The 20,665-nt window shown below is 69.8% G+C and carries 24 protein-coding genes; 15 read left to right on the forward strand and 9 right to left on the reverse strand.

The window, feature by feature from the left end:
* Window positions 1–66 precede the first annotated feature (66 nt).
* From FZ046_RS12710 to mhpA, 3 genes are read left to right on the forward strand one after another with little or no spacing between them, the layout of a single operon-like run.
* On the forward strand, window positions 67–1,197 hold the full coding sequence (locus FZ046_RS12710) for a VOC family protein (protein WP_070352089.1): 1,131 nt from the start codon (window positions 67–69) through the stop codon (window positions 1,195–1,197).
* Window positions 1,194–2,138: a fumarylacetoacetate hydrolase family protein gene (locus FZ046_RS12715; RefSeq protein ID WP_070352090.1), complete on the forward strand. Its 945-nt coding sequence runs from the start codon at window positions 1,194–1,196 to the stop codon at window positions 2,136–2,138. The genes FZ046_RS12710 and FZ046_RS12715 overlap by 4 nt, the downstream gene beginning before the upstream one ends.
* Entirely contained in the window at window positions 2,086–3,738 is a 1,653-nt protein-coding gene (mhpA, locus tag FZ046_RS12720; RefSeq protein ID WP_083298078.1) for a bifunctional 3-(3-hydroxy-phenyl)propionate/3-hydroxycinnamic acid hydroxylase MhpA, read from the forward strand. Before FZ046_RS12715 ends, mhpA begins: the two co-directional genes overlap by 53 nt.
* On the opposite strand, the gene FZ046_RS12725 is transcribed toward mhpA, so the two are convergent.
* Complete coding sequence (locus tag FZ046_RS12725) at window positions 3,708–4,451, reverse strand: SDR family NAD(P)-dependent oxidoreductase (RefSeq protein ID WP_211372278.1); 744 nt, start codon at window positions 4,449–4,451, stop codon at window positions 3,708–3,710. The two genes, mhpA and FZ046_RS12725, sit on opposite strands and share 31 nt — an antisense overlap.
* 97 nt (window positions 4,452–4,548) lie before the next feature.
* On the opposite strand from FZ046_RS12725, the gene FZ046_RS12730 reads away from it, so the two are divergent.
* The gene (locus tag FZ046_RS12730) at window positions 4,549–5,211 is read left to right on the forward strand and encodes a TetR/AcrR family transcriptional regulator (RefSeq protein ID WP_070352092.1); all 663 of its coding nucleotides are present in this window, start codon (window positions 4,549–4,551) and stop codon (window positions 5,209–5,211) included.
* Here FZ046_RS12730 and FZ046_RS12735 read toward each other — a convergent pair whose 3' ends face one another.
* On the reverse strand, window positions 5,212–5,985 hold the full coding sequence (locus FZ046_RS12735; protein WP_070352128.1) for a MerR family transcriptional regulator: 774 nt from the start codon (window positions 5,983–5,985) through the stop codon (window positions 5,212–5,214).
* 64 nt (window positions 5,986–6,049) lie between these two features.
* Here FZ046_RS12735 and FZ046_RS12740 point away from each other — a divergent pair, with 64 nt between their 5' ends.
* Both FZ046_RS12740 and FZ046_RS12745 read left to right on the forward strand, forming a co-directional pair.
* The gene (locus tag FZ046_RS12740) at window positions 6,050–6,757 is read left to right on the forward strand and encodes a DUF3159 domain-containing protein (protein WP_070352129.1); all 708 of its coding nucleotides are present in this window, start codon (window positions 6,050–6,052) and stop codon (window positions 6,755–6,757) included.
* A gap of 16 nt (window positions 6,758–6,773) precedes the next feature.
* Window positions 6,774–7,895: an SGNH/GDSL hydrolase family protein gene (locus FZ046_RS12745; RefSeq protein ID WP_070352093.1), complete on the forward strand. Its 1,122-nt coding sequence runs from the start codon at window positions 6,774–6,776 to the stop codon at window positions 7,893–7,895.
* A 15-nt stretch (window positions 7,896–7,910) separates the two neighbouring features.
* On the opposite strand, the gene FZ046_RS12750 is transcribed toward FZ046_RS12745, so the two are convergent.
* A complete protein-coding gene (locus tag FZ046_RS12750) occupies window positions 7,911–8,210 on the reverse strand; it encodes a DUF732 domain-containing protein (protein ID WP_149484253.1) in 300 nt (99 codons plus the stop codon).
* 113 nt (window positions 8,211–8,323) lie between these two features.
* Between FZ046_RS12750 and FZ046_RS12755 the strand changes: the two genes are divergently transcribed.
* Window positions 8,324–8,746, forward strand: coding sequence for a type II toxin-antitoxin system VapC family toxin (locus FZ046_RS12755; RefSeq protein ID WP_070352130.1), 423 nt, complete (start codon window positions 8,324–8,326; stop codon window positions 8,744–8,746).
* Here FZ046_RS12755 and arr read toward each other — a convergent pair.
* On the reverse strand, window positions 8,737–9,165 hold the full coding sequence (arr, locus tag FZ046_RS12760) for an NAD(+)--rifampin ADP-ribosyltransferase (RefSeq protein WP_070352131.1): 429 nt from the start codon (window positions 9,163–9,165) through the stop codon (window positions 8,737–8,739). The genes FZ046_RS12755 and arr overlap by 10 nt on opposite strands.
* Before the next feature lie 177 nt (window positions 9,166–9,342).
* Between arr and FZ046_RS12765 the strand changes: the two genes are divergently transcribed.
* From FZ046_RS12765 to FZ046_RS12795, 7 genes are all read left to right on the forward strand, one after another.
* Window positions 9,343–10,068 (forward strand): Type 1 glutamine amidotransferase-like domain-containing protein, encoded by a 726-nt coding sequence (locus FZ046_RS12765; protein WP_070352095.1) that lies wholly within the window; start codon window positions 9,343–9,345, stop codon window positions 10,066–10,068.
* A gap of 125 nt (window positions 10,069–10,193) precedes the next feature.
* Window positions 10,194–11,192, forward strand: coding sequence for a substrate-binding domain-containing protein (locus FZ046_RS12770; RefSeq protein ID WP_070352096.1), 999 nt, complete (start codon window positions 10,194–10,196; stop codon window positions 11,190–11,192).
* Between the two features lie 8 nt (window positions 11,193–11,200).
* Complete coding sequence (locus tag FZ046_RS12775; RefSeq protein ID WP_070352097.1) at window positions 11,201–12,196, forward strand: ABC transporter permease; 996 nt, start codon at window positions 11,201–11,203, stop codon at window positions 12,194–12,196.
* A complete protein-coding gene (locus FZ046_RS12780) occupies window positions 12,193–12,975 on the forward strand; it encodes an ATP-binding cassette domain-containing protein (RefSeq protein ID WP_070352098.1) in 783 nt (260 codons plus the stop codon). The genes FZ046_RS12775 and FZ046_RS12780 overlap by 4 nt, the downstream gene beginning before the upstream one ends.
* Window positions 12,953–13,867, forward strand: a complete 915-nt coding sequence (locus tag FZ046_RS12785; RefSeq protein WP_070352099.1) for a PfkB family carbohydrate kinase — start codon at window positions 12,953–12,955, stop codon at window positions 13,865–13,867. Before FZ046_RS12780 ends, FZ046_RS12785 begins: the two co-directional genes overlap by 23 nt.
* On the forward strand, window positions 13,864–14,514 hold the full coding sequence (locus tag FZ046_RS12790; RefSeq protein ID WP_083298081.1) for a nucleoside/nucleotide kinase family protein: 651 nt from the start codon (window positions 13,864–13,866) through the stop codon (window positions 14,512–14,514). Before FZ046_RS12785 ends, FZ046_RS12790 begins: the two co-directional genes overlap by 4 nt.
* Entirely contained in the window at window positions 14,511–15,521 is a 1,011-nt protein-coding gene (locus FZ046_RS12795; RefSeq protein WP_070352100.1) for a LacI family DNA-binding transcriptional regulator, read from the forward strand. Before FZ046_RS12790 ends, FZ046_RS12795 begins: the two co-directional genes overlap by 4 nt.
* A 48-nt stretch (window positions 15,522–15,569) precedes the next feature.
* Here FZ046_RS12795 and FZ046_RS12800 read toward each other — a convergent pair whose 3' ends face one another.
* From FZ046_RS12800 to FZ046_RS12810, 3 genes are all read right to left on the reverse strand, one after another.
* Window positions 15,570–16,688 carry an epoxide hydrolase family protein gene (locus tag FZ046_RS12800; RefSeq protein ID WP_070352101.1) on the reverse strand — a complete coding sequence of 373 codons (1,119 nt, stop codon included), beginning with the start codon at window positions 16,686–16,688 and terminating at the stop codon, window positions 15,570–15,572.
* 57 nt (window positions 16,689–16,745) lie between these two features.
* Entirely contained in the window at window positions 16,746–17,405 is a 660-nt protein-coding gene (locus tag FZ046_RS12805; RefSeq protein ID WP_083298082.1) for a TetR/AcrR family transcriptional regulator, read from the reverse strand.
* Window positions 17,406–17,645: 240 nt separating this feature from the next.
* Window positions 17,646–18,563, reverse strand: coding sequence for an SDR family NAD(P)-dependent oxidoreductase (locus FZ046_RS12810; protein ID WP_070352103.1), 918 nt, complete (start codon window positions 18,561–18,563; stop codon window positions 17,646–17,648).
* Window positions 18,564–18,700: 137 nt separating this feature from the next.
* Between FZ046_RS12810 and FZ046_RS12815 the strand changes: the two genes are divergently transcribed.
* Complete coding sequence (locus FZ046_RS12815; RefSeq protein WP_070352104.1) at window positions 18,701–19,006, forward strand: hypothetical protein; 306 nt, start codon at window positions 18,701–18,703, stop codon at window positions 19,004–19,006.
* Window positions 19,007–19,023: 17 nt separating this feature from the next.
* On the opposite strand, the gene FZ046_RS12820 is transcribed toward FZ046_RS12815, so the two are convergent.
* Window positions 19,024–19,545, reverse strand: coding sequence for a cytochrome b (locus FZ046_RS12820; protein WP_070352105.1), 522 nt, complete (start codon window positions 19,543–19,545; stop codon window positions 19,024–19,026).
* Window positions 19,542–20,633 (reverse strand): catalase family peroxidase, encoded by a 1,092-nt coding sequence (locus FZ046_RS12825; protein WP_246182984.1) that lies wholly within the window; start codon window positions 20,631–20,633, stop codon window positions 19,542–19,544. The genes FZ046_RS12820 and FZ046_RS12825 overlap by 4 nt, the downstream gene beginning before the upstream one ends.
* Window positions 20,634–20,665 lie beyond the last annotated feature (32 nt).

The following is a 20,665-nucleotide window of genomic DNA, read 5'->3' on the forward strand; positions in this document are numbered from 1 at the left end:
GAACCCGTTGACTGACCGTTGCGTCGTATGTGAGGATTTCGTCAACTAGAGCGAGAGGAGGGCGCCGTGAGTCACGCAGTCGACGTGCACCACGACATCCACAGCGAGGACGGAGCGCGCCGCGGCGAGCATCCCGGGCGCTCCCGCAACCCCCTCATCAAGGTCCGGGACATCGCCTGGCTCGAGTTCGAGAAGCCCGATCTCCTGCGTGCCGAGGCCTTTGCCCGGGCGTTCGGGTTCCAGGTCGCGATCAGCACACCGGACGAATTGCACCTGCGCGGGACCGATGCCGGGGCCGCCTGCGTCATCGTCCGGCGGGGTGAGCGCAGTCGTTTCACCGGCGTCGCCTTCGCCGCGCACGACGAGGTCGACGTCCTCACGGTCGCCGACGCCGCCGGCGTGCCGACCCGGCCGCTTCCCGAGGCCACGGGTGGTCTGGCGGCCGATCTCACCGACCCCAGCGGCATCCCCGTCCGCGTCGTGGCCGGGATGCGCGATCTGCCGGCGCTGCCCGCGCAGCGACCGTTGGCAGTCAACGCCGGCCACGAGGTCGTACGGACCAACGCCACGCAGCGCCCGCTGCGGGTACCGGCGCGCGTGCAGCGGCTCGGGCACGTGGTGCTGCAGTCCACCCGGTATCGGCAGGCCCTGGACTGGTACCTCGACAACCTCGGGATGATCGTCAGCGACTTCCTGTACTTCCCCGGTCAGCGTGAGCGCGGCCCCACCATGGGCTTCATCCGCTGCGACCGCGGCGCGACGCCGACCGATCACCACTCGCTGGCGATGGCGCTCGGCCCGCAGAACCGTTACGTGCACTCCGCCTATCAGGTCGCCGACCTCGACGCCCTTGCCGCCGGTGGCGAATACCTCGCGGAACGAGGTTATTTTCGCTCCTGGGGGATCGGCCGGCACATCCAGGGCAGCCAGCTCTTCGACTACTGGCGCGACCCGGACGGATTCCTGGTCGAGCACTTCGCCGACGGCGACGTCTTCGACGACTCCCTCGAACCCGGTTGGGCCCCGTTCACCGCCTCCGGCCTCGCCCAGTGGGGCCCGCCGGTGTCCAGGGACTTCCTGGGCACCAGCCCCCGATCCGCCCGCGACGAAGCGCTGTCGATGATCACCGCTCTTCGCCGGGACAACGAATTCGACGTCCACCGCCTCCTCGGCCTGCTGAAAGTAGCCACCTCGTGACCATCTCCATCCTGCGCACCACCGATGCCTGGTTCGTCCGGAACGGCAACCTCGCGCACCGGATCCGCACCGCCGCGACCTCCACCGGCGAACTGCTCGCCGATCGCGCGGCCATCGAGGCTGCGGCGGGTTCCGGCGACTCCGAGGCGGTCGACGTCGCCGACCTGCGGCTGACGTCTCCGGTCACCCGCCCGTGCCGGGTCATCGCCCAGATGACGAATTTCGAGTCACACGTGCGGGATTCAGGCATGGATCCCAAGACCACCCCGTTGACGTTCTTCCGCAAGTCCTCGGCGTCCATCACCGGCCCGTTCGACGACATCGTCAAACCCAGCCACGTCCGCTTCCTCGACTACGAGGTCGAGATCGGCCTCGTCATCGGCCGCGACGTCGCTGCGGGGTCGTCGATCACCGAGGCGAACCTCGCCGAGGTGATCGCAGGATTGGTCGTCACCAACGACGTCTCCGCCCGCGACATCCAGCTGCCCCAGACGCAGTTCTACGAGGCCAAGTCCTACCCCACCTTCACGCCGGTGGGACCAGCGCTGGTTCTGCTGAGCGCCGAGGAACTCGCACGTTTCGGCGATCTGCGGCTGCGGCTGTCCGTCAACGGCGAGGAGCGTCAGAACGCGCTCGTCGAGGGGGACATGCTCTACCGCCCGCTGCGTGCCCTGCAGGCCCTGATCCGCTTCCAGGACCTCTCCGCGGGGGATCTCGTCCTGACCGGCACGCCCGCCGGGACGGCGTTGAGCGCTCCGCCCAAGCCGATCGAGATCATCGGCGCGCTGCTGCCCCCGGCGGTGAAGTGGAAGGCGTTCTTCAAGCGCCAAGCGGGAAACCCGAAGTACCTCCGCCACGGCGACGTCGTGGAGGCGCGGGTGGCCACCGATGACGGTGCCATCGATCTCGGTGCTCAGCGGACGACGGTCGGCGACGCATGAGCGAGTCGGCGTGACCGGCGACCGCCCCGGCTACGTGCCGGTCGTGGTGATCGGCGCCGGGCCGAGCGGCATCGCGGTGGCCACGCTGCTCGCGCAGTACGGGATCGACGTCCTCATCCTCGATCGATGGGAGGGCGTCTACCCGCAGCCCCGCGCCGTGCACATGGACGACGAAGTCATGCGCATCGTCGACCGGCTCGGCATCGCCGAACGGTTCGCGGCCGTCTCCCGTCCCGCGCTCGGCCTGCGCCTCCTCGACGCGTCCCACCGTGTGCTCGCCGAGTTCGGCCGAACCACCGACGTTGGCGCGCACGGACATCCGCAAGCGAACATGTACGACCAACCCGACCTCGAGCGACTGCTGCGAGAGAACCTCGCGAACTACCCGCACGCCGTTCTGCGGGGCAATGCCGAGGTGATCGACGTCGTCGACGACCACCGAGGACGCGTGCGCGTCACCTACGCCGACCGCGGCAGCGGTGCCGAGCACGTCGTCGAGGCCGCCTACGTTCTGGGTTGCGACGGTGCCAACAGCACGGTCCGACAACGGATCGGCGTCACCATGAAGGACCTACGGTTCGATCAGCGGTGGCTCGTCGTCGACGTCGCGACTGCCGCCGATCTTCGGCAGTGGGAGGGCGTGCATCAGGTCTGCGATCCAATCCGTGCCGCCACCTACATGCGGATCGGTGCGACGCGGTACCGCTGGGAGTTTCGTCTGCTCGACGGCGAGGCCGCCGAGGACTTCGCGGACCTCGCCGCGCTGGCGCCACTCATCGGACCGTGGACGGCGGACGTCGACCCGCACGACCTCGACGTCATCCGGGTAGCCGAGTACACGTTCCGCGCGCAGATCGCCGACGAGTGGCGCCGCGGACCGATCTTCCTGCTCGGCGACGCCGCCCACCTCACCCCGCCCTTCATTGGCCAGGGGTTGTGTGCCGGACTGCGCGACGCGTCGAACTTGGCCTGGAAACTCGCCGGGGTCCTGCGTGGTGAGCTGCCGGTGGCGGTGCTCGACTCCTACGAGCAGGAGCGCAAACCGCACGCGCGCTACATGATCACCACGGCGCTGAGCGTCGGGTGGGCGATGACGGCCGGCGGTCGCATGGGCGACGCGCTGCGCAGGACCATCGTGCCGCGGCTCCACCTGGTGCCCGGGGTGAGCGACAAGCTCGTGGACAGCACGAGCCCTGCACTGCACCGGTCGGCGCTGGTGCGGCCGCAGCACCGCCTGCGACGGGGACTGAGCGGTCGACTGTGCCCGAACGCCCTGCTGCAGGACGATTCCCGCCTCGATACCCGGCGCGGCGACGGCTTCGCGGTGGTCACGACGGTCGTCCCCACCGCTGCTCAACGCGCACGCGCGACGGACCGGGGCGCACGCGTCGTCGTCGCCGAAGGTGACCTGGCCGCGTGGTTGTCCCGTGGCCATGCCTCGGCGGCGATCGTGCGGCCGGACGGCACCGTCATGGCGGCAGGCCGGGAACTCGACGCGTTGCTGCGTCGGCTTCCGGGATATGGCGCCGTCCGCGTGCGACCGCCGGGGATGAAGGCCACGGCGTCCGGTCAGAACTGGCTGGCCCCACCGTCGACGTAGATCTCCGAACCCGTCATGAACGAGCTGCTCTCCGACGCCAGGAAGGTCACCACGCTGCCGATCTCCTCCGGGCGTGCCCGGCGCTGCATGGGCACCGTGGCGGTCAGGTCAGCCAAGGCATCGTCGGCGCCGGTGAACAGGTCGGCCAGGCCCGGTGTCTGCGTGAGTCCTGGTGCGACGACGTTCACCCGGATCTTGCGGTCGACGAGTTCTGCGGCCCAACTCCTGGCCAGTGATCGGATGGCGGCCTTGGATGCGGCATAGACACTGTTTCCGGGTGCTGCCTTCACGTCGCCACTCGAACCGCACAGGATGATCGACGCGCCGTCGTTGAGCAACGGAAGTGCAGCTTGCACGGCGAAGGTGATTCCACCGACGTTCGTGTCGAAGATGCTGCGGTAGTGCTCCCACGTGAGATCGCCCAAGACGGCGACTTCGCTGATGCCGGCATTGGCGAAGACGACGTCGAGTCGGCGTCCCGAGCCCTCGATGACGGCGGCGACGTGGTCGAGATCGGCCTGCTCGGTCACGTCGGCGCGGATGGCGCTCGCGCGGTCGGGGCCGATGCCGCGAACGGCCTCGTCGAGGGCTTCCTGACGGCGGCCCACCAGGAAGACGTAGGCCCCCTGCTGCGCCAGTGCGCGTGCGCCGGCAAGGCCGATTCCCGACGTGGCCCCCGTAACCAGTGCGACCTTGCCCGTCAGATCCGACATGCGTTCCTCCAGTTTTGTACCGATCGGTTGTCAACGCGACTGTAGCAGTTTTGTACCGATCGGTATCGCACGGCGAGGGCCGACTACCATCGACGAGATGGGCGAAGGGCAGCATCACGCGGGAGGCCGGCCGCGGGCCTTCGACGAAGGTCGAGCGCTCGACGGTGCCATCGACGTGTTCTGGCGCCTCGGCTTCGAAGGTGCCTCACTCGCCGAACTCACGCAGGCCATGGGCATCAACAGGCCGAGCCTGTACGCCGTGTTCGGCAGCAAGGAGGAACTCTTCGTCCGCGCGTTGGAGCGCTACGGCACGACCTATCACGAACGACTCGGCGGACTGTTGGTGCGCCCCACGGCATACGAGGTCATCGAGTCCTATCTGCGCGACACCGCGGCCCACGTGCGCGCGGGAAGCGTGCCGGGGTGCCTCTCCATCCAGGGCGGTCTGTCCTGCGCCCCGAGCAACTCCCACATACCGCAACTCCTCGCCGACTACCGGCACGGCATCGAGGCCGCGGTGGCGAAGGCCCTCGCGGGCACCAAGGACGCGGCGCGCATCGACCCGGCGGCGTTGGCGGGATACGCCGTCACGGTCGGGCAGGGTCTCGCCGTGGACGCTGCGGGAGGTGTCTCGCAGGCGAGGCTGGACACCGTCGTCGACCTGGCGCTCGCCGGCCTCGAAGCCTTGATGGGGCCGAAAGCGGACAGCGGTCGACGCAACGCCAGTCGACGCGTAGCGGTTCCTCGCGGTCGTCGTTGACTACGTCCGTTGCGTGCGGTCCTCGGCGCCGCCGTCCTCCGACTCGGCGTTCCGGCTGCGCAGGATGACACCGATCCGCCGCAGCACGTCGAGCTGCGCCGGGTTGTACAGATCTCTCAACGCAGCACCGATCACGCTGTCCGCGAACCGCTTACCGCGCGGAGCATCCGCACGGGAATCGTTCAGCCCGGGATGTGCCCGTTGCACGGCCAGGATGTGAGGAGCGAGGCGCTCGGCCAATTGCGCACGCGTCGCCGCGTCGGCGTCGGGAGGCAGCCGGTCGAGTTCCGCGGACGCCGGATCCTCGGGACTGTCGCGCAGCATCTCCGCGTAGACGCGTCTGCCACGTGGTCCCAGGACGCGGCTCATCACGACGACCAGCTTGCGGTCGGCGTCGCTCAGCCGAGCCACGGTGTCGGGAGCGACGAAGTCGGGCGGCAGGTCGGTCGACGCGGCGCGGTCGAGCAGCAGTCCAATCTCCTCCCGCACCCGCCGTAGACGCTCGATCGTTGCGCCGAGTTCGGCGTCGAGATCCCGCAGTGCCTGCTCGGGGTGCTCGTCGGATTCGCCCATCGCGGCGACCTGGGGAAGCGAGAAGCCGAGATCCACCAGGCGCTTGATGCGCACCAGCCGTACCAGGTGTTCGACGCCGTACTGCTTGTAACCGTTGGAACGTCGCTCCGGCTCCGCGAGGAGGCCAACCTGATGATAGTGCCGTACGGCACGCAGGCTGGTCCCTGCCAGATCGGCGAGTTCCCGGGTGCTCCACGCCACGAAACCATTGTGGTGCACCGTCTCGATTTGACCATGCCGCTACGTCCGAGTGTGCGATGACGACGTGACCACATCTGAACCTCGAGCCGAACACCCGGCTGAGCAGCGCGCGCAACGCGGGGCGGGCGAAACGCCGCTCGAGAAAGTGGGCGGTGTATCGGGTTTGGTGCTCGCCGCCATCCCGACCTTCGCCTACGTCGTCGTCAACGCGGTCGCCGGACTCGATGCCGCCGTCATCGTGGCGGTCGGGGCCAATGCCGGCCTCATCGTGCTTCGACTGCTGCGCGGACAGCCGATCCAGCCGGCCGTCTCCGGACTGCTCGGCGTCGTCGTCGCCGCCCTGATCGCCTTCTACACGGGATCGGCGCAAGATTACTTCCTGCCCGGAATCTGGTTCAGCCTCGTCATGACTACCGTGCTCGCGGTGTCCCTGCTGGTCCGGCGACCGCTCGTCGGCGTGATCTGGAACGCGTTGCGCGGTGCGGGTCCGCATCCGGCGTGGCGGAGCGACCGGGTGGTCCTGCATGCGTTCGACGTGGCGACGCTGGCGTTCGCCCTCGTCTTCGCCGCACGCTTCATCGTCCAGCACTGGCTTTACGACGAGGGATCCACCGGGTGGCTGGCCGTCGCACGCATCGCCATGGGTTATCCGCTGCTCGGTCTCGGACTGCTGGTGGTGTACTGGGCGGTGCGCGTGGCGAAGCGGCGCGGCGCCGACGAGGCGAACGAGCGGATGCTGGAGGTGCCCACTGATCGAGCATCGCGTCGATGACGGCTTGCTGCGAGGCATGGCCGATCTCGAGCGCACCGAAATAGGTTGGCTCCCGCACCGTTTGACGCAGGACGCCCGGGATCGGTGCGACGATCCGCAGCTGCTGGGTGCCGAGACGCAACCCTCGGGGGTGCGCGTCGTCCTCCGGACGGCCGCCACGGCGATCGAGCTGGACCTGCACCGCACGCGCGTCGTGCTGACGGGGGTTCCGGAGCGGTCGGCCGGCACCGTCGACCTGGTCGTCGACGGGAGGCTCACCGCACAGGCGGCGACGCACGGGGGAGACGTGGTGCGCGTCGACCCGTCCTCGGGGAGCCGCGGCGTGGAACCGGGACCGGTCGCCACGATCCGCTTCGACGGCCTGACACCACGGGAGAAGCTCGTCGAGCTGTGGCTGCCGCACTACGAACGCATCGAGGTGGTCGCCCTGCGCACCGACGCACCGGCGAGCATTCCCGTCACCACGCGGAAGCGGTGGGTCCACTACGGGAGTTCCATCAGTCAGGGTTCCAATGCGGCGAGTCCCAGCACGACGTGGCCGGCCATCGCCGCCGCGCTCGCCGGCGTCGACCTCGTCAACCTGGGGTTCTCCGGCAGCGCACTCCTCGATCCGTTCGTCGCACGCGCCATCCGGGATCAACCCGCGGACGTCGTCACCGTCAAGGTGGGAATCAACCTCGTCAACGCAGATCTGTTCCGCCAGCGTGCCTTCGGGCCCGCCGTGCATGGCTTCCTCGATGCGATCCGCGACGGGCACCCGGACGTTCCGCTGGTGGTCGTCGGCCCGTTGTACTGCCCCATCCACGAAACGACGCCGGGCCCGGGGGCCTTCGACGTGGACGCCCTCGGCAGGGGCGTCGTCCGCTTCGTGGCGACGGGCAACCCGGCCGACGTGGACGCACCCGGCGGCCTCGGGCGTCTGAGCCTGGTATGGATCCGCGAGCAGCTGTCGGAGATCGTGACGCGGCGTAGGGTCGCCGACCCACGGATCTCCTACCTCGACGGACTGTCGCTCTACGGGCCGGACGACGCGCAGACCCACCCGCTACCGGATGAACTGCATCCGGATGCGGCGACGCACCGCATCATCGGCGAACGCTTCGCGTCATCGACGTTGCGGACGCTGGTCACCGACTGACGAGCTGCACCGGGCTCAGCAGCCGAGGTGTAGGACCGCGTTCTTGACGATGTCGAAGGCCACCGGCGCCTCGAGTCCCGCCTCGCGTTCGAGCGCGATGGCAGCGACGGCGCCAGACTGCCCGCTTCCCACGATGGCGCATGCGCGGTGCCCCAGGTTCATCAACTGCTGCGAACTCAAGTAGACGTACTTCGGTTGTAGGTTGGGCAGGTAGTCCTCGACCTCGGCGGCCGCCGGTGCGGCGAGTGCGACCGCCGACATCGCCGACGTCGCGCCAACTGCGCAGAGCAGAGCCGTATCCCGTGAAAGCCGCATGGCCGGATCATCCCGCGTCGAGCGTCGATTCGGTAAGCCCGGGACCCCGATTGTGCATGATGTCGGCCGCGTCGGAGTGTGACGCGCGCCTCGTCCCGTGCGATGGTCTCGGTATGTCGACGTTCGTCATCGATGCACCGCTCGCGATCAACCTCGTCACGACGAGCGCCGTCATCCCGCCCGAGCACAGCCTGACTGCTCCCACCCTGCTGCGTTCGCAGGCTCTGGCTCTGGTGTACGACGCGGTGCGCCGCGGTCGGATCGACGAACGCGCCGGACGGGAGGTCCTCGACGGCATCCGCCGCCTGCGGATCCGTCTCCTCGGGGACCGATCACTGCAGCAGCACGCGTGGCGGATCGCCGCCGAGTTGGACTGGCCGGATACCTACCGCGCCGAGTACATCGCCCTCACCCGGCTGCAGGCGGACGCGTTCGTGACGGCGGACGCCGAATTCGCCTCGAATGCCGCGCGTTTCGTTGAAACCGCGACGCCCGACGACCTGCTGAGTCCGTGGACGCCGAGTCGTCAGTCGTAGAGGACCGCGGTGCCCGTACGCCGGATCGCGTCCAATCCCGCGCGGAACGCGGCGAGGTACTCCGGCGAGTGCCCCACCCAGTCGGTGACCTCGCCGACGATCTTCACCGGAAGCCGGCTGCGGTAGCTGTGGGTCGGGTTGCCCGGGAACTTCTTGTCGGTGACGTTGGGGTCGTCCTCGAGGTCATCGCCGGGCTCGACCACGTAGACGCGGCAGCGGCCCTCACCGACCGCCATCTCGGCCGCGAGGACCGCACCGTCCAACACCTTCGTCATGTACACGTGGTTCGCGACGTGTCCGGGCCGGTAGTTGGATGCGTGCCCCGGCTCGAGGTAGTCCCCGATCCGTAGGTCGGCCTTCGTGCCGTGGAAGTACGCCCCCGACTCGTGCACCTGAAACCGCTCCGGCGTATCGGCCATCTCTGCCATCGAAACCCTCCCCGTCTTGCTGGTGCGCCGGACGATCCTGCGCCACACCCGGGGTCTTGCCGCAAGCCCCCACCCCGGCGTTATGGTGAGAGTGGGAGGCCGAGGAGTCGGCCGCCGTTCCCCGGAACCCCGTTGTCACGCCCGCACGCTCGCTCTACCGTCGCAGGCATGCCTGCCGACGAGCCCACGATCCTGGCCACCAGCGGCGGAATCGGCGACGGTGTCCGCACCCGCCTCGCCTTCACCGCATTGACGGATCATGCGGTCGAGCTGTCCGGGGCCACCGGGCGGCGTCCGCGAATGTGCCTGCTGGCCACGGCGATGGGCGACGACTCGGCCGTCCTGCACTACCTCGCCGAGGCGGCGTGGACACGCGGCTTCGCTCCGTCACACGTGTCGCTCTTCCCGATGCCCAACGTGGCGGACGTCGCCGCGCACCTGCTCGAGCAGGACGTGGTCTGGGTGTTCGGCGGCAGCGTCGCGGGCCTGCTCGCGATGTGGCGGCTGCACGGACTCGATGACGCCCTCCGCGCGGCGTGGCAGGCCGGAGTCGTGCTGACCGGGATCTCCGCCGGGTCGATCTGCTGGCACGCCGGCGGTACCACCGACTCCTTCGGGCCCGACCTCCGGCCCGTCACCGACGGGCTCGGCTTCGTGCCGTACGGCAACGGGGTGCACTACGACTCGGAAGCCCGGCGCCGTCCCCTGCTGCACCGACTCGTCGGCGACGGGGTGCTGCCCACCGCGTACGCGACGGACGACGGAGCCGGGGTGCTCTACCGCGGCACCGACTTCGTGGAGGCGGTCGCCGAGCACCCAACCGCGGGCGCATACCGCGTCGAGCGGCGCGGCGGCGCGGCGGTCGAGACGGCCCTCGACGTTCGGCGCCTGTGACCTGATCGCGACCGCGCCGGCTTGAGACCAATTTCGCGAAAGCGCATGCGCAAGCGCTTGCCTAGAGCCTATCGTCCGACGGAGCCGCGACGCGGTCCGCGTCGCACCGGGACGAGGGAGTCCACATGGTCATGCAGCGTGCGTCGAGAACCCGCGCAGTGGGGGCGGCGCTGGTCGCCGGATCGCTGGTCCTCGGCCTGACCGCCTGCGGCGGATCCGGGTCGGACAGCGTCAAGGTCGGACTCATCACCAAGACCGACTCGAATCCCTACTTCGTGAAGCTCCGCGAGGCGGCGCAGGCTCAAGCCGACAAGGACGGAGCGCAACTCGTCGCGCTCGCAGGCGCATTCGACGGCGACAACGAAGGGCAGGTCTCGGCGATCGAAAACATGGTCGGCCAAGGCGTCAAGGGCATCCTCATCACGCCGAACTCCTCGACGGGTGTGCTCGACGCGATCAAGAAGGCGCGCGATGCCGGCGTCGTCGTCATCGCCCTCGACACCGCCACCGATCCCGAGGACGCCGTGGACGCGACGTTCGCCACCGACAACAAGGCTGCGGGCGTCAGCCAGGGCAAGTGGGTGCGGGCCGCCATCGGCAACGCCGCACCGCAGGTCGTGATGCTCGACGGGACGCCCGGCGGCACGGTCGACACCTTCCGTCACGACGGCTTCCTCGAGGGCTTCGGCATCACCAACGACTCGCCGGAGATCGTCGGACAGGAGAACACCAACGGCGATCAGACCAAGGCGCAGACCGCGATGGAGAACATCCTGCAGCGCGCCCCGCGGATCAATGCGCTGTACACGATCAACGAGCCCGCGGCCGCCGGTGCCTACCAGGCGATCCAGTCCGCGAACCGCACCGGGCAGATCACCATCGGTTCGATCGATGGCAGCTGCACCGGGATCGCGGACGTCAAGTCCGGCAAGATCGGTGCGACGGTGCTGCAATTCCCCGCCGAGATGGCGGAACTGGGCGTCCAGGCGGTCGTGACGTTCGCCAAGGACGGCACGAAGCCGAGCGGATTCAACGACACCGGTTCGCAGCTCGTCACCGACAAGCCGATGCCGGGCGTCGAGTCCAAGGACACCGCCTGGGGCGAACAGAACTGCTGGGGCTGAGCCACGACATGACCACTGGCGCCCCCGAGACGGCGACTCCGCCGGTGTCGAGCCGGTTCACCGTGGGCAATCTGCTCCGTGAACCGCTGCTCGGCCCGCTGGTCGCCCTCGTCATCGCGATCATCGTCTTCGGTGCGGTCTCGGATTCCTTCCTCGAGCCGCAGAACGTGTCGCTGATCCTGCAGCAATCGGTCGTCATCGGCATCCTCGCCGTGGGGCAGACGCTGATCATCCTCACCTCCGGCATCGATCTCTCGATCGGTGCGGTGGCCGTGCTCGGCACGATCGTGTTGGCGCAGACGGCGGGAGCGACCGGGCCGGTCGTGGCGCTCGGGTCGACGCTGCTGGTGTGCGTGGTCCTCGGAGCCGTCAACGGCGGCCTCGTCACCGGCCTGCGCCTGCCGCCGTTCATCGTGACGCTCGGGACGTTCACCGCCATCCAGGCGGCCACCCGCCTATTGGCCGGCTCCGAGACCTACCGCGTGGAACCGGGACCCCTCACCCTGCTGGGCACGTCCTTCCGCATCGGCTCGTTCTCCACCACCTTCGGCGTCGTCGTGATGCTGCTCGTCTACGTCGTCATGTGGTTCGCCCTGTCCCAGACGTCCTGGGGGCGACACGTCTACGCCGTCGGCGGCAACCCGCAGGCGTCGGACCTGTCGGGCATCAAGTCCGGCCGGGTGCTGCTGTCGGTGTACGTCACCACCGGCGTGATCGCCGCCATCGCGGCGTGGGCCGCCCTCGGACGCATCCCCAACGCGGATCCGAACGCCTACCAGAACGCCAACCTCGAGACCATCACCGCGGTCGTCATCGGCGGCACCAGCCTGTTCGGCGGCCGCGGCGGCGTCGGCGGAACCCTCGTCGGCACGCTGATCGTCGGCGTCCTCCGCAACGGACTGACCCAGGCCGGGGTCGACAACCTCTACCAGAACATCGCCACCGGCGTCCTCGTCATCGTCGCGGTGGCGGTGGACCAGTTCACCCGCAGGAGGTCCCGATGACCGGCGCTCCCGTCCTCGAAGCGCGCGGCCTGGTCAAGAAGTACGGCAACGTGACGGCGATCAACGGTGCCGACTTCGAGTTGCGCGCCGGCGAGGTGCTCGCGGTCATCGGCGACAACGGAGCCGGCAAGACCAGCCTCATCAAGGCGCTGGCCGGTGCCGTCATCCCCGACGCCGGACAGATCCTCGTCAACGGCGAAGCCGTGTCGTTCAAGAACACGCGCGACGCCCGGGCCGCCGGAATCGAGACGGTGTACCAGGACCTCGCCGTCGTGCCCGCGCTCGACATCGCGTCGAACCTCTACCTCGGGCGCGAGCTGCGGCGTAAAGGACTCGCCGGCACCGTGTTCCGTCTCCTGGACATGCCCAGGATGCGCGCGGAGGCGGCCCGGCACCTTGCGGAGCTGAAGATCGGCATCAAGAACGTCAACCAGGCCGTCGAGACGTTGTCCGGTGGGCAGCGGCAGGGCGTGGCAGTCGCGCGGGCGGCCGCATTCGGCCGCGGCGTGATCATCATGGACGAGCCCACGGCCGCGCTCGGCGTCCGCGAGTCCGGACAGGTCATCGACCTCATCCGGTCCATCCGCGAACGCGGCATCCCGGTGGTGTTGATCAGCCACGACATGCCGCATGTCTTCGAGGTCGCCGACCGCATCCACATCCACCGGCTCGGGCAGCGTGCCGGGGTGGTCGACCCCCGCCGCCGCACGATGTCCGAGGTGGTGGCACTCATGACCGGGGCGGAGGAGCCGACCGATGAGGAACGCGCCGGACTCTGAGCGAGCCCCCGCCGGACTGTTCGTCGGATTGGCGACCCTCGACGTCGTGCACCGCATCACCGAGGCGCCGGCGGTGAACGAGAAGGTCACCGCAACGGCGCAATTCGTGGCAGCCGGCGGGCCCGCGGCCAACGCCGCGGTCACCTTCGCCGCGCTGGGTGGTCGCGCCACCCTGCTGACGGCCCTCGGCGACGGGGACGTCGCAGACCTGATCCGCGCCGACCTCTCCCGCCACCACGTCGACGTCGTCGATGCGGCCGCGGGAGCGGAGCGGGCGGTGCCGGTTTCCGCGGTCTCGGTGCTCGAGTCGACGGGCGAGCGGTCGGTGGTGTCGCTGGACGCCGTGCACTCCGATGCCGAGCCGCCGGCGGGCCTCGCCGACCTCGTCGCGGCCGCCGACGTCATGCTCGTCGACGGGCACCACCCGATGCTGGCCCGTGCCGCCGTCCGTACGACTGAAGCGCGGTCCGTTCCCGTCGTCGTGGACGCGGGCCGATGGAAGCCGGTGCTGGCCGACGTCCTGCCGCACGCGACCGACGTGGTGTGCTCCGACGACTTTCGCGTACCGAACGCCGAGACGTCGGCCTCGACCGCGACGGCGCTCGTCGACGGCGGGGTGGCGACCGTGGTGATCACCCACGGCGGAGACCCGGTCGAATGGTGGTCGGGCGGTCGGTGCGGCACCGTGCCGGTGCCGGCCGTCGACGCCGTCGACACTCTCGGCGCCGGAGATGCGTTCCACGGTGCGTACTGCTTCCACGCCGCCGAGCCCGGCGGCGACGTAGCGGACCGCATCGATCGCGCGGCGCGCGTGGCGGCACTACGGTGTTCCCGAGTCGGTCCGCGTGCCTGGCTCGACGAACTGCCCAATCCTCGAAGGCGTGCACGGTGAGCATCGATCGGGACGTCCAGGACGCCACACTGGCGGACCTCGTCACGTGGGCCGGGGCGCTCGTCGTCCCCGGTGCGCGTCGCATCCTCGGGCTCACCGGCGCGCCGGGCGCCGGAAAGTCCACCGTCGCCGAGCAATTGGTGACCGCGCTCGGGCCCGACGTCGCCGTGCTGGTCCCGATGGACGGGTTCCACCTGGCGAACGAGGTCTTGCTGGCCCTGGGCCGCCGGGACCGCAAGGGCGCTTACGACACGTTCGACGACGGCGGCTATGCGCGACTGCTCGCCGCCCTGCGCGCGCAGGACGCCGGCGACGCCGTGATCTACGCGCCCCGGTTCCGCCGCGAGATCGAAGAACCCATCGGCTCGTCCATCCCCGTCCCGTCGAGCACGCCCCTGGTCGTCACCGAGGGAAACTACCTCCTGCTCGATACCGGCGCGTGGCCTGCGGCGCGCGCCTGCGTGGACGACGTGTGGTTCCTGGCTCCCGACACCGACGTCCGGCACGAGCGTCTGGTGCGCCGCCACGAGGCCTACGGCAAGACGCCGGAGGAGGCGCAGTTCTGGGCGCTCGGGTCCGACGAGCGCAATGCACAGCTCATCGAATCGACCGCGGCACGCGCCGACCGCATCGTGCGCCTGCCATGACCACGATGGGTGACGTCGCCCGCCTCGCCGGCGTCTCCGCCTCCACGGTCTCCCACGTCCTCAACGGCACCCGGAAGGTGGACGCGGCGACGCGCCAACGCGTCGAGGCGGCCATCGTCGAGACCGGCTACCGACGCAACGTCGCCGCGCGGGCGCTCGCCGGTGGTCGCACCCACACCGTGGGGCTGTCGATCTCGGCGCTGACCAACCCGTACTTCGGAAACCTGGTGCACGCCGTGGAGCGTGCGCTGTCCGACGCCGGATACGTGCTCATCGTGGGGGATTCGCACGACGAGGTGGAATCGGAGCGGCGCGTCACCGATTCGCTGCTCGATCGACAGGTCGACGGGATGATCGTGGCGCCTGCCCCCGGCTCCGAGGCCGTCAACCTGCCGGCGATCGCACGCTCGCGCACGCCGCTGGTGCTGATCGACCGGAGCGCGGACCTCGATTGCGACCAGGTCGGCCCGGAGAACGTCGCCTCGGCGCGCATGCTGACCGGGCATCTGCTCGACCTGGGGCACCGCCGCATCGCCGTCGTGCGGGGGATCGCCGGAATCTCGTCCACCCGTGAGCGTTTCGACGGCTACGTGGCGGCGCTGGCCGACCGCGGTCTGGCCGTGGACCGGGCGCTGATCGTCGACGGTGAGTCGAACACCGACGTGGCCGAGCGCGAGGTGCGTGCGCTGCTGGCGCGGGACGACCGCCTGACCGCGCTGGTGTCGATGAACAACGCCATGACGATCGGCGCGCTCAAGGCCGTCACGGGGTTGGGTCTCTCGATACCCGGTGACGTGGCCTTCGCGTGCTACGACGACTTCGAATGGGCGGACTCCTTCGAACCCAAGCTCACCGCGGCCGCGCAGGACGTGACGACGATCGGCGCCACCGCTGCCGCGCTGCTGTTGCGCCGCATCGCCGGTCACGACGATCCGCTGCAGCGCATCCACGTGCCGACGGCTTTCCATCACCGCAATTCGTGCGGCTGCACCGTTGCCCGGTCCTGATCGCGTCGGGTTAGACGCGCTCATCCCCTTGGCGGCCCAGCGCGCGAATCACGGCGCAGGCCGATCGGACGTCAGGCCGATCGCGGTCCGCACGCCGTCTGCGTACTCGGCAGGACATTCCCAGGCCGCGAAGTGCCCGCCGCGAGAATGTTCGACCCACGACCGGACGTCGAAGAACCGCTCGGCGAATTCGCGCGGCGCGTTGACGAGGTCCTTGGGGAAGATCGTGAAAGCCGTCGGGATCTGGACGCCGCGGTCGGGTTTCGCGCCGCTCTCGACGTAGGGCGTGAAGGACGTGCCGATCGCTCCGCTGACCCAGTAGGCGGTGATCCACGTCAGCAACTCATCCCGGGTGAAGGCGCTCTCGACGTCGCCGCCGCAGTCGGTCCAGGAGCGCAGCTTCTCGAGGATCCAGGCGGCGAGCCCCGCCGGGGAGTCGCCGAGGGCGACGGCCACGGTGTGCGGCTTGGTCTTCTGCAGGTGCATGTACCCGCCCTCGGCGTCCTGCCAGCGATGGCCGTGAGCCATGTACGCGCGTTCGGATTCGGTGACGTCGGTCGGCGGGTTCACCAGGTAGCGGTACTGCGAGACGTCGGTGAGGTGCAGAGCGGCGACGTGGCGGGCGTGGCGGTCGGCGAGCACCTCGGCGACGTCGCAGCCGACGTCACCCGCCGAGACGACGTAACGGTCGTAGCCGAGTTCGGCCATCGCGTCGGCGATGGCGTCCGCCGCGGCCGCAGCGGAGTGTCCCCGGCGCGCCGTCTCGGCAGCGAACGGGTAGCCGGGCAGCGCCGGGACGACGACGTCGACGTCCGACAGCAGGGGGAGCACTCGTTCGAATCGCAGGATGGAGTCCGGCCATCCGTGCAATAGGAGCACGGCGGCGCCGCCGGCCCGGTCGGCGCGCTGGTGGACGGCCCGGACCGGTGTGTCGGTGTCCGCGCCGGTGAGCGTCCACGGCAGCGCCCGGATGCGGTCCTCGTGCCGGCGCCAGTCGTAAGCGGTCGCCCAATGGTCGAGCAGGTCGGCGAGATAGTCGCCGTCCACTCCGCGTTCCCAGCCGAAACCCGTCGGCAGGGCGACGCGCCGGTACGCCTCGAGCCGCTGGCGGAGGTCGTCGAGATCCGCCTGCGCGACCGCGCGCGGAGCATGCTCGTCCCGGCTCATCCTGCGGCGTCCCTCGGTCGCGGTGCGTGCATCACTGGCACGCTACTGCGGGACTCCTCAGCTCGCGCGGCCCGCGACGGCCGGGCCCGTGAGCAATCGTCCGAGACGGTCGGCGACGAGGTGGTGATCGGCCGCGTCGTCGAACAGGACGTCGCCGAAGAGGCCGCAGTAGGCGCACATGCCCCACACCATCGCGGTGCACGCCGACGTCCAGGCGCCGGCATCGACGTCGGCGGGCATCTCGCCCCGCTCGATGGCACGCGCCAGCAAGGCGGCGACGTGACCGTTCATCGCATCGATGATGCGGTCGAGGACGGCCCGGTGCCTGCGGTGGGTGGGACGGCGTGAGTTCGAGATGAGGGACACGACGAGGGCAGCCGTGGAGTGGTCGTCGTCGATCGCGGTGATCGCGAGCACGCAGTCGGAGAGTTCGGCCAGCAGCGTGTCCCCGGGCGTCTCGGCGAGCGCGCTCACGGCCGCGAGGACATCGGCCTCGGCCTGCTCGACCACGTCGAGGAACAGCGCTTGCTTGTTCGGAAAGTGGTAGTGCACGGAGCCGCGAGTGAGCCCGGCGCGGGTGCCGATGAGGTCGAACGTGGCGCCCGCGTAGCCGCGGTCGACGATCTCTACGCGCGCCGCGTCCACGATCCGCCGCCGGGTGATTGCCGACTCGTCCGACGGTGGGCGGCCCATCTTCGCGGCAGCGCTCTTCGACATGGACCGAGCATGACAGCTATGCCGCGGATTTGCTCGTCTATGACTGAATGGTCACATGCGTAGATTTTCTGCCAGTGCGTGAGCGGGTGTAGTGAACGGATGAAACACGAGGTGAAGACCACCTAGGCGGACTCGCGGCTGAGAAGTCACTGTTCGCCATGCTGACACGACGGATGGTACGAAAACCCGGTGATGCAGACACAGCGAAGCCGCGGGTAGCGGCGGGATCCCTCGCGGAGGCTAGCGCTGGGCCGGCTCGAAGACGGTCCCGGCGTTCGCCGATCCGCCCGACCGCGCGAAGCTGCCCATCCGGACGAGGGGATCGGCGACGAGGTCGAAGAAGCGGGGCGCGATCCGGTAGGTGGAGAGCATCGGCCGGTTCGGCCATCCGATCTGCCGCTCACTCGAGCGGCGCCGACGCGACGCCCGCACCACGGCCCGGGCCACCCGCGCGGCGGACACCTCGGCGGGGATGACGAACGGGTGGCGTGACTCCGACCGTGCGGCGCTGACACGCGCCAGCAGTCCCCGACCACCGCGGGAACGCTCGGCGGGCGGCGCCGGGAAGTAGTTGGCGCTGCGGTCGTACACCGGGGTGTCCACGGCACCCGGGTAGATGCCGTGGACCGTGACGCCGGGAAGCCGGCGAGCTTCTTGCCGCAACGTCCGGACCAGTCCCGCCACGGCGAACTTGCTGACGACGTACGGGCTCATGTAGGGCACGGCGGCGTGACCGAGGAGGGACCCGATGACGATCAGCCGGCCGTGTCCCTGACGGCGGAACTGTCGCATGGCCTCGCGGGCCACGTTGGCCGCACCGACGACGTTGGTCTCGACGATGCGGTCGAAGACGTCGGCGGGGATGTCGAGGAACGGCCCGAACGCCGCGACCGCGGCGTTCTGCACCACCGTGTCGACACCGCCGAACCGGGTGCACGATGCTTCGACGAGCGCCTCGACGTCCTGGGTGGACGTGATGTCGGTCCGGTGCACCAGCACGTCCGTGGCGCCGGCCCGGCGACATTCCTCGGCGACGGTGTGCAAGGCATCCTCGCCGCGTGCGGCGAGGACGAGGCGGTTGCCCAGCGTGGCGAAGTGCAGCGCGACCTCTCGGCCGATTCCGCTCGACGCGCCGGTGACGACGATCCGGTCTGACATGGAGCGCGACTACCCGGGATGCGCCCCTGGAGTCGCAAGTGAACGAGTTGTTCAGGAAGGCGTCACATTGGCGTGTGCGTGCGGACCATCACATGCGCTGGGAGACCGCAATTGCCCGCCGGGACCGTCCAATCACCATGACCGAGAAGAAGATGACACCACGCGTTCTGCCCACCCAGTCACCGGTCGCCGGCGAGGCGATCAAGGATTCGCTGCGGTGGCCCGGTTACGTCATGCTCGCGTTGGCCCTGTTCGCCTTCGCCGGTGCTTTGACGGGTTTCGCCACGGGTGACCGCGGCGCGGCGCTGACCGCGGTGGGCCTCGCGGTCCTCCTGGTGGTGGCCGGCCTGGCGTGGCACCTCGTCGAGCGGCGCAAGGTGCGTCGCGGCCGACTCTCGCGGGGCACGCCGGAGCGTCCCGAGGACATCGCACCGTTGGGGTAGACGACCCGCCGTCGGGGTCACACCATTCGTCGGAGCATCCGGTCGCGCAACGTCAGCGTGTGCAGCAGGACCGCGCTGACGTGCGCGGCGATGACGAGCACCAGCAGGTAGGCCAACACCGAATGCGTCTGCCGCAGCACGAAGTACACGTCGGCGTCGAACGGTGCGATGCGCGGCAGTGGCCAGCCGCCGAACACCGTGACCGGCCTGCCGGCCGCCGACACCATGGCCCACCCGACCAGCGGCTGGGCGAGCAGGAGCCCGTACAGCGTGATCTCCGACCCCCACACCATCCGGCGTTCGAGAGGGCCCACGGTGTCGGGGAGCGGGGGCACGCGGTGCGTGAACCGGTTGGCGATGCGCGCGACCACGATCGCGAGGATCAGCACCCCCAGAGTCATGTGCACGCCCACCAGCGCCGCATACGACCCCAGCGCGTTCACCATCGCGAAGCCGATCAACAGGGCGGCGAAGACGAGTATCGCGGTCAGCCAGTGCAGGATCCGCGTCCGCACCGGATGGCGAGCCGGCGCGGTCACCGGGCTACCTGCGCGACTTGCACCGCGGACGGGGACTTCGGCTCGCCCGTGCGTGCCCGGTAGGACGCCGCGTAGACCGCGGAGCGCGCGCTGAGCAGCGGATCGTCGGACGGTTCGATGCCGTCGGGTAGCACGAGCGGGTCGAAGTTCACGTCGCGTGCGTTGCCCGGCGCCTCGGTCTCCGCGGCCGTCAGCGTCAGGGTGCCGGCGTCGACGGCGCGCCGCCCGGGAGGCCAGGGCAGGGTCGCGTCGTTCACCGGGTCGCCCGGCTCGCCGACGGTGAGCAGCATCCGCCACCGCAGGGGGCCGGCGCCGAGTTGACGGACGAGTGCGTCGAAGAGTCCGTCGTCACCGGTCGCGGTCCCCGCGGACTGCAGTGGCGTCAGCGACCACCGCACCGGAGTGCGCGTGCCGCGGTCGTCGACGAAGAAGAACGTGTTGAGGCTCGAGTAGGTGCTGTCGGCGAAGCCGGCCGTGGGCGGGTGCTTCTTGTTGACGGCGGTGGCGGCGACCGTCTCCGGATGCGCCGCAAGGAAGCGCTTCATGGCGTCCGGGTCGGGCTTGCCAGTGCCCTGCACCAGCTTGCCGGCCACCAGTCGGTCGTAGAAGCCTTGGGGCGAGTTGTCGGGGAAGACCGCCAGATTCAGCATGGCGGTGCGCCACTGCCGAGGACCGGGGAAGCCGAAGGCGAGGGCCAACCCGCGGGCCGTCGCCGGGTCGTCGGCGCCGAAGGGGTTGCCGCCGGCCAGCGAGAACCGCCCCGTGACGGGGGTACGGCCCGCCTCGAAGACGGCGGCCCTGGAGAGTTCCGCTCCGTTGCCGTTGCCGTCGAAGTAGCCGGTGACGGCGACGCCCTTGGCGTGATTCCTGCGGAAGCCCGGATGACTGCCGTACACGGCGTGGAAGGCGTCGATGAAGGTCCGCCGGGTCTTCGAGGCGCCCGCGGCGATCCAGTCGTTGGCGTAGGCGACGGCTCCGAAGTCGACGGCAAGGAAGGCGCCGACCGCGCCGAGGCCCGCCAGCAGTGAGCGGCGCGTGATGGGAGTGCCCCGCCAGGTGAGGACGGGGTCGCGTGGGCTGTGCGACACACCGCCGACTCTCGTCGCAGGACCCGTCGGCG

The sequence above is a fragment of the Mycolicibacterium grossiae genome (genome assembly GCF_008329645.1).
Lineage (GTDB): Bacteria > Actinomycetota > Actinomycetes > Mycobacteriales > Mycobacteriaceae > Mycobacterium > Mycobacterium grossiae.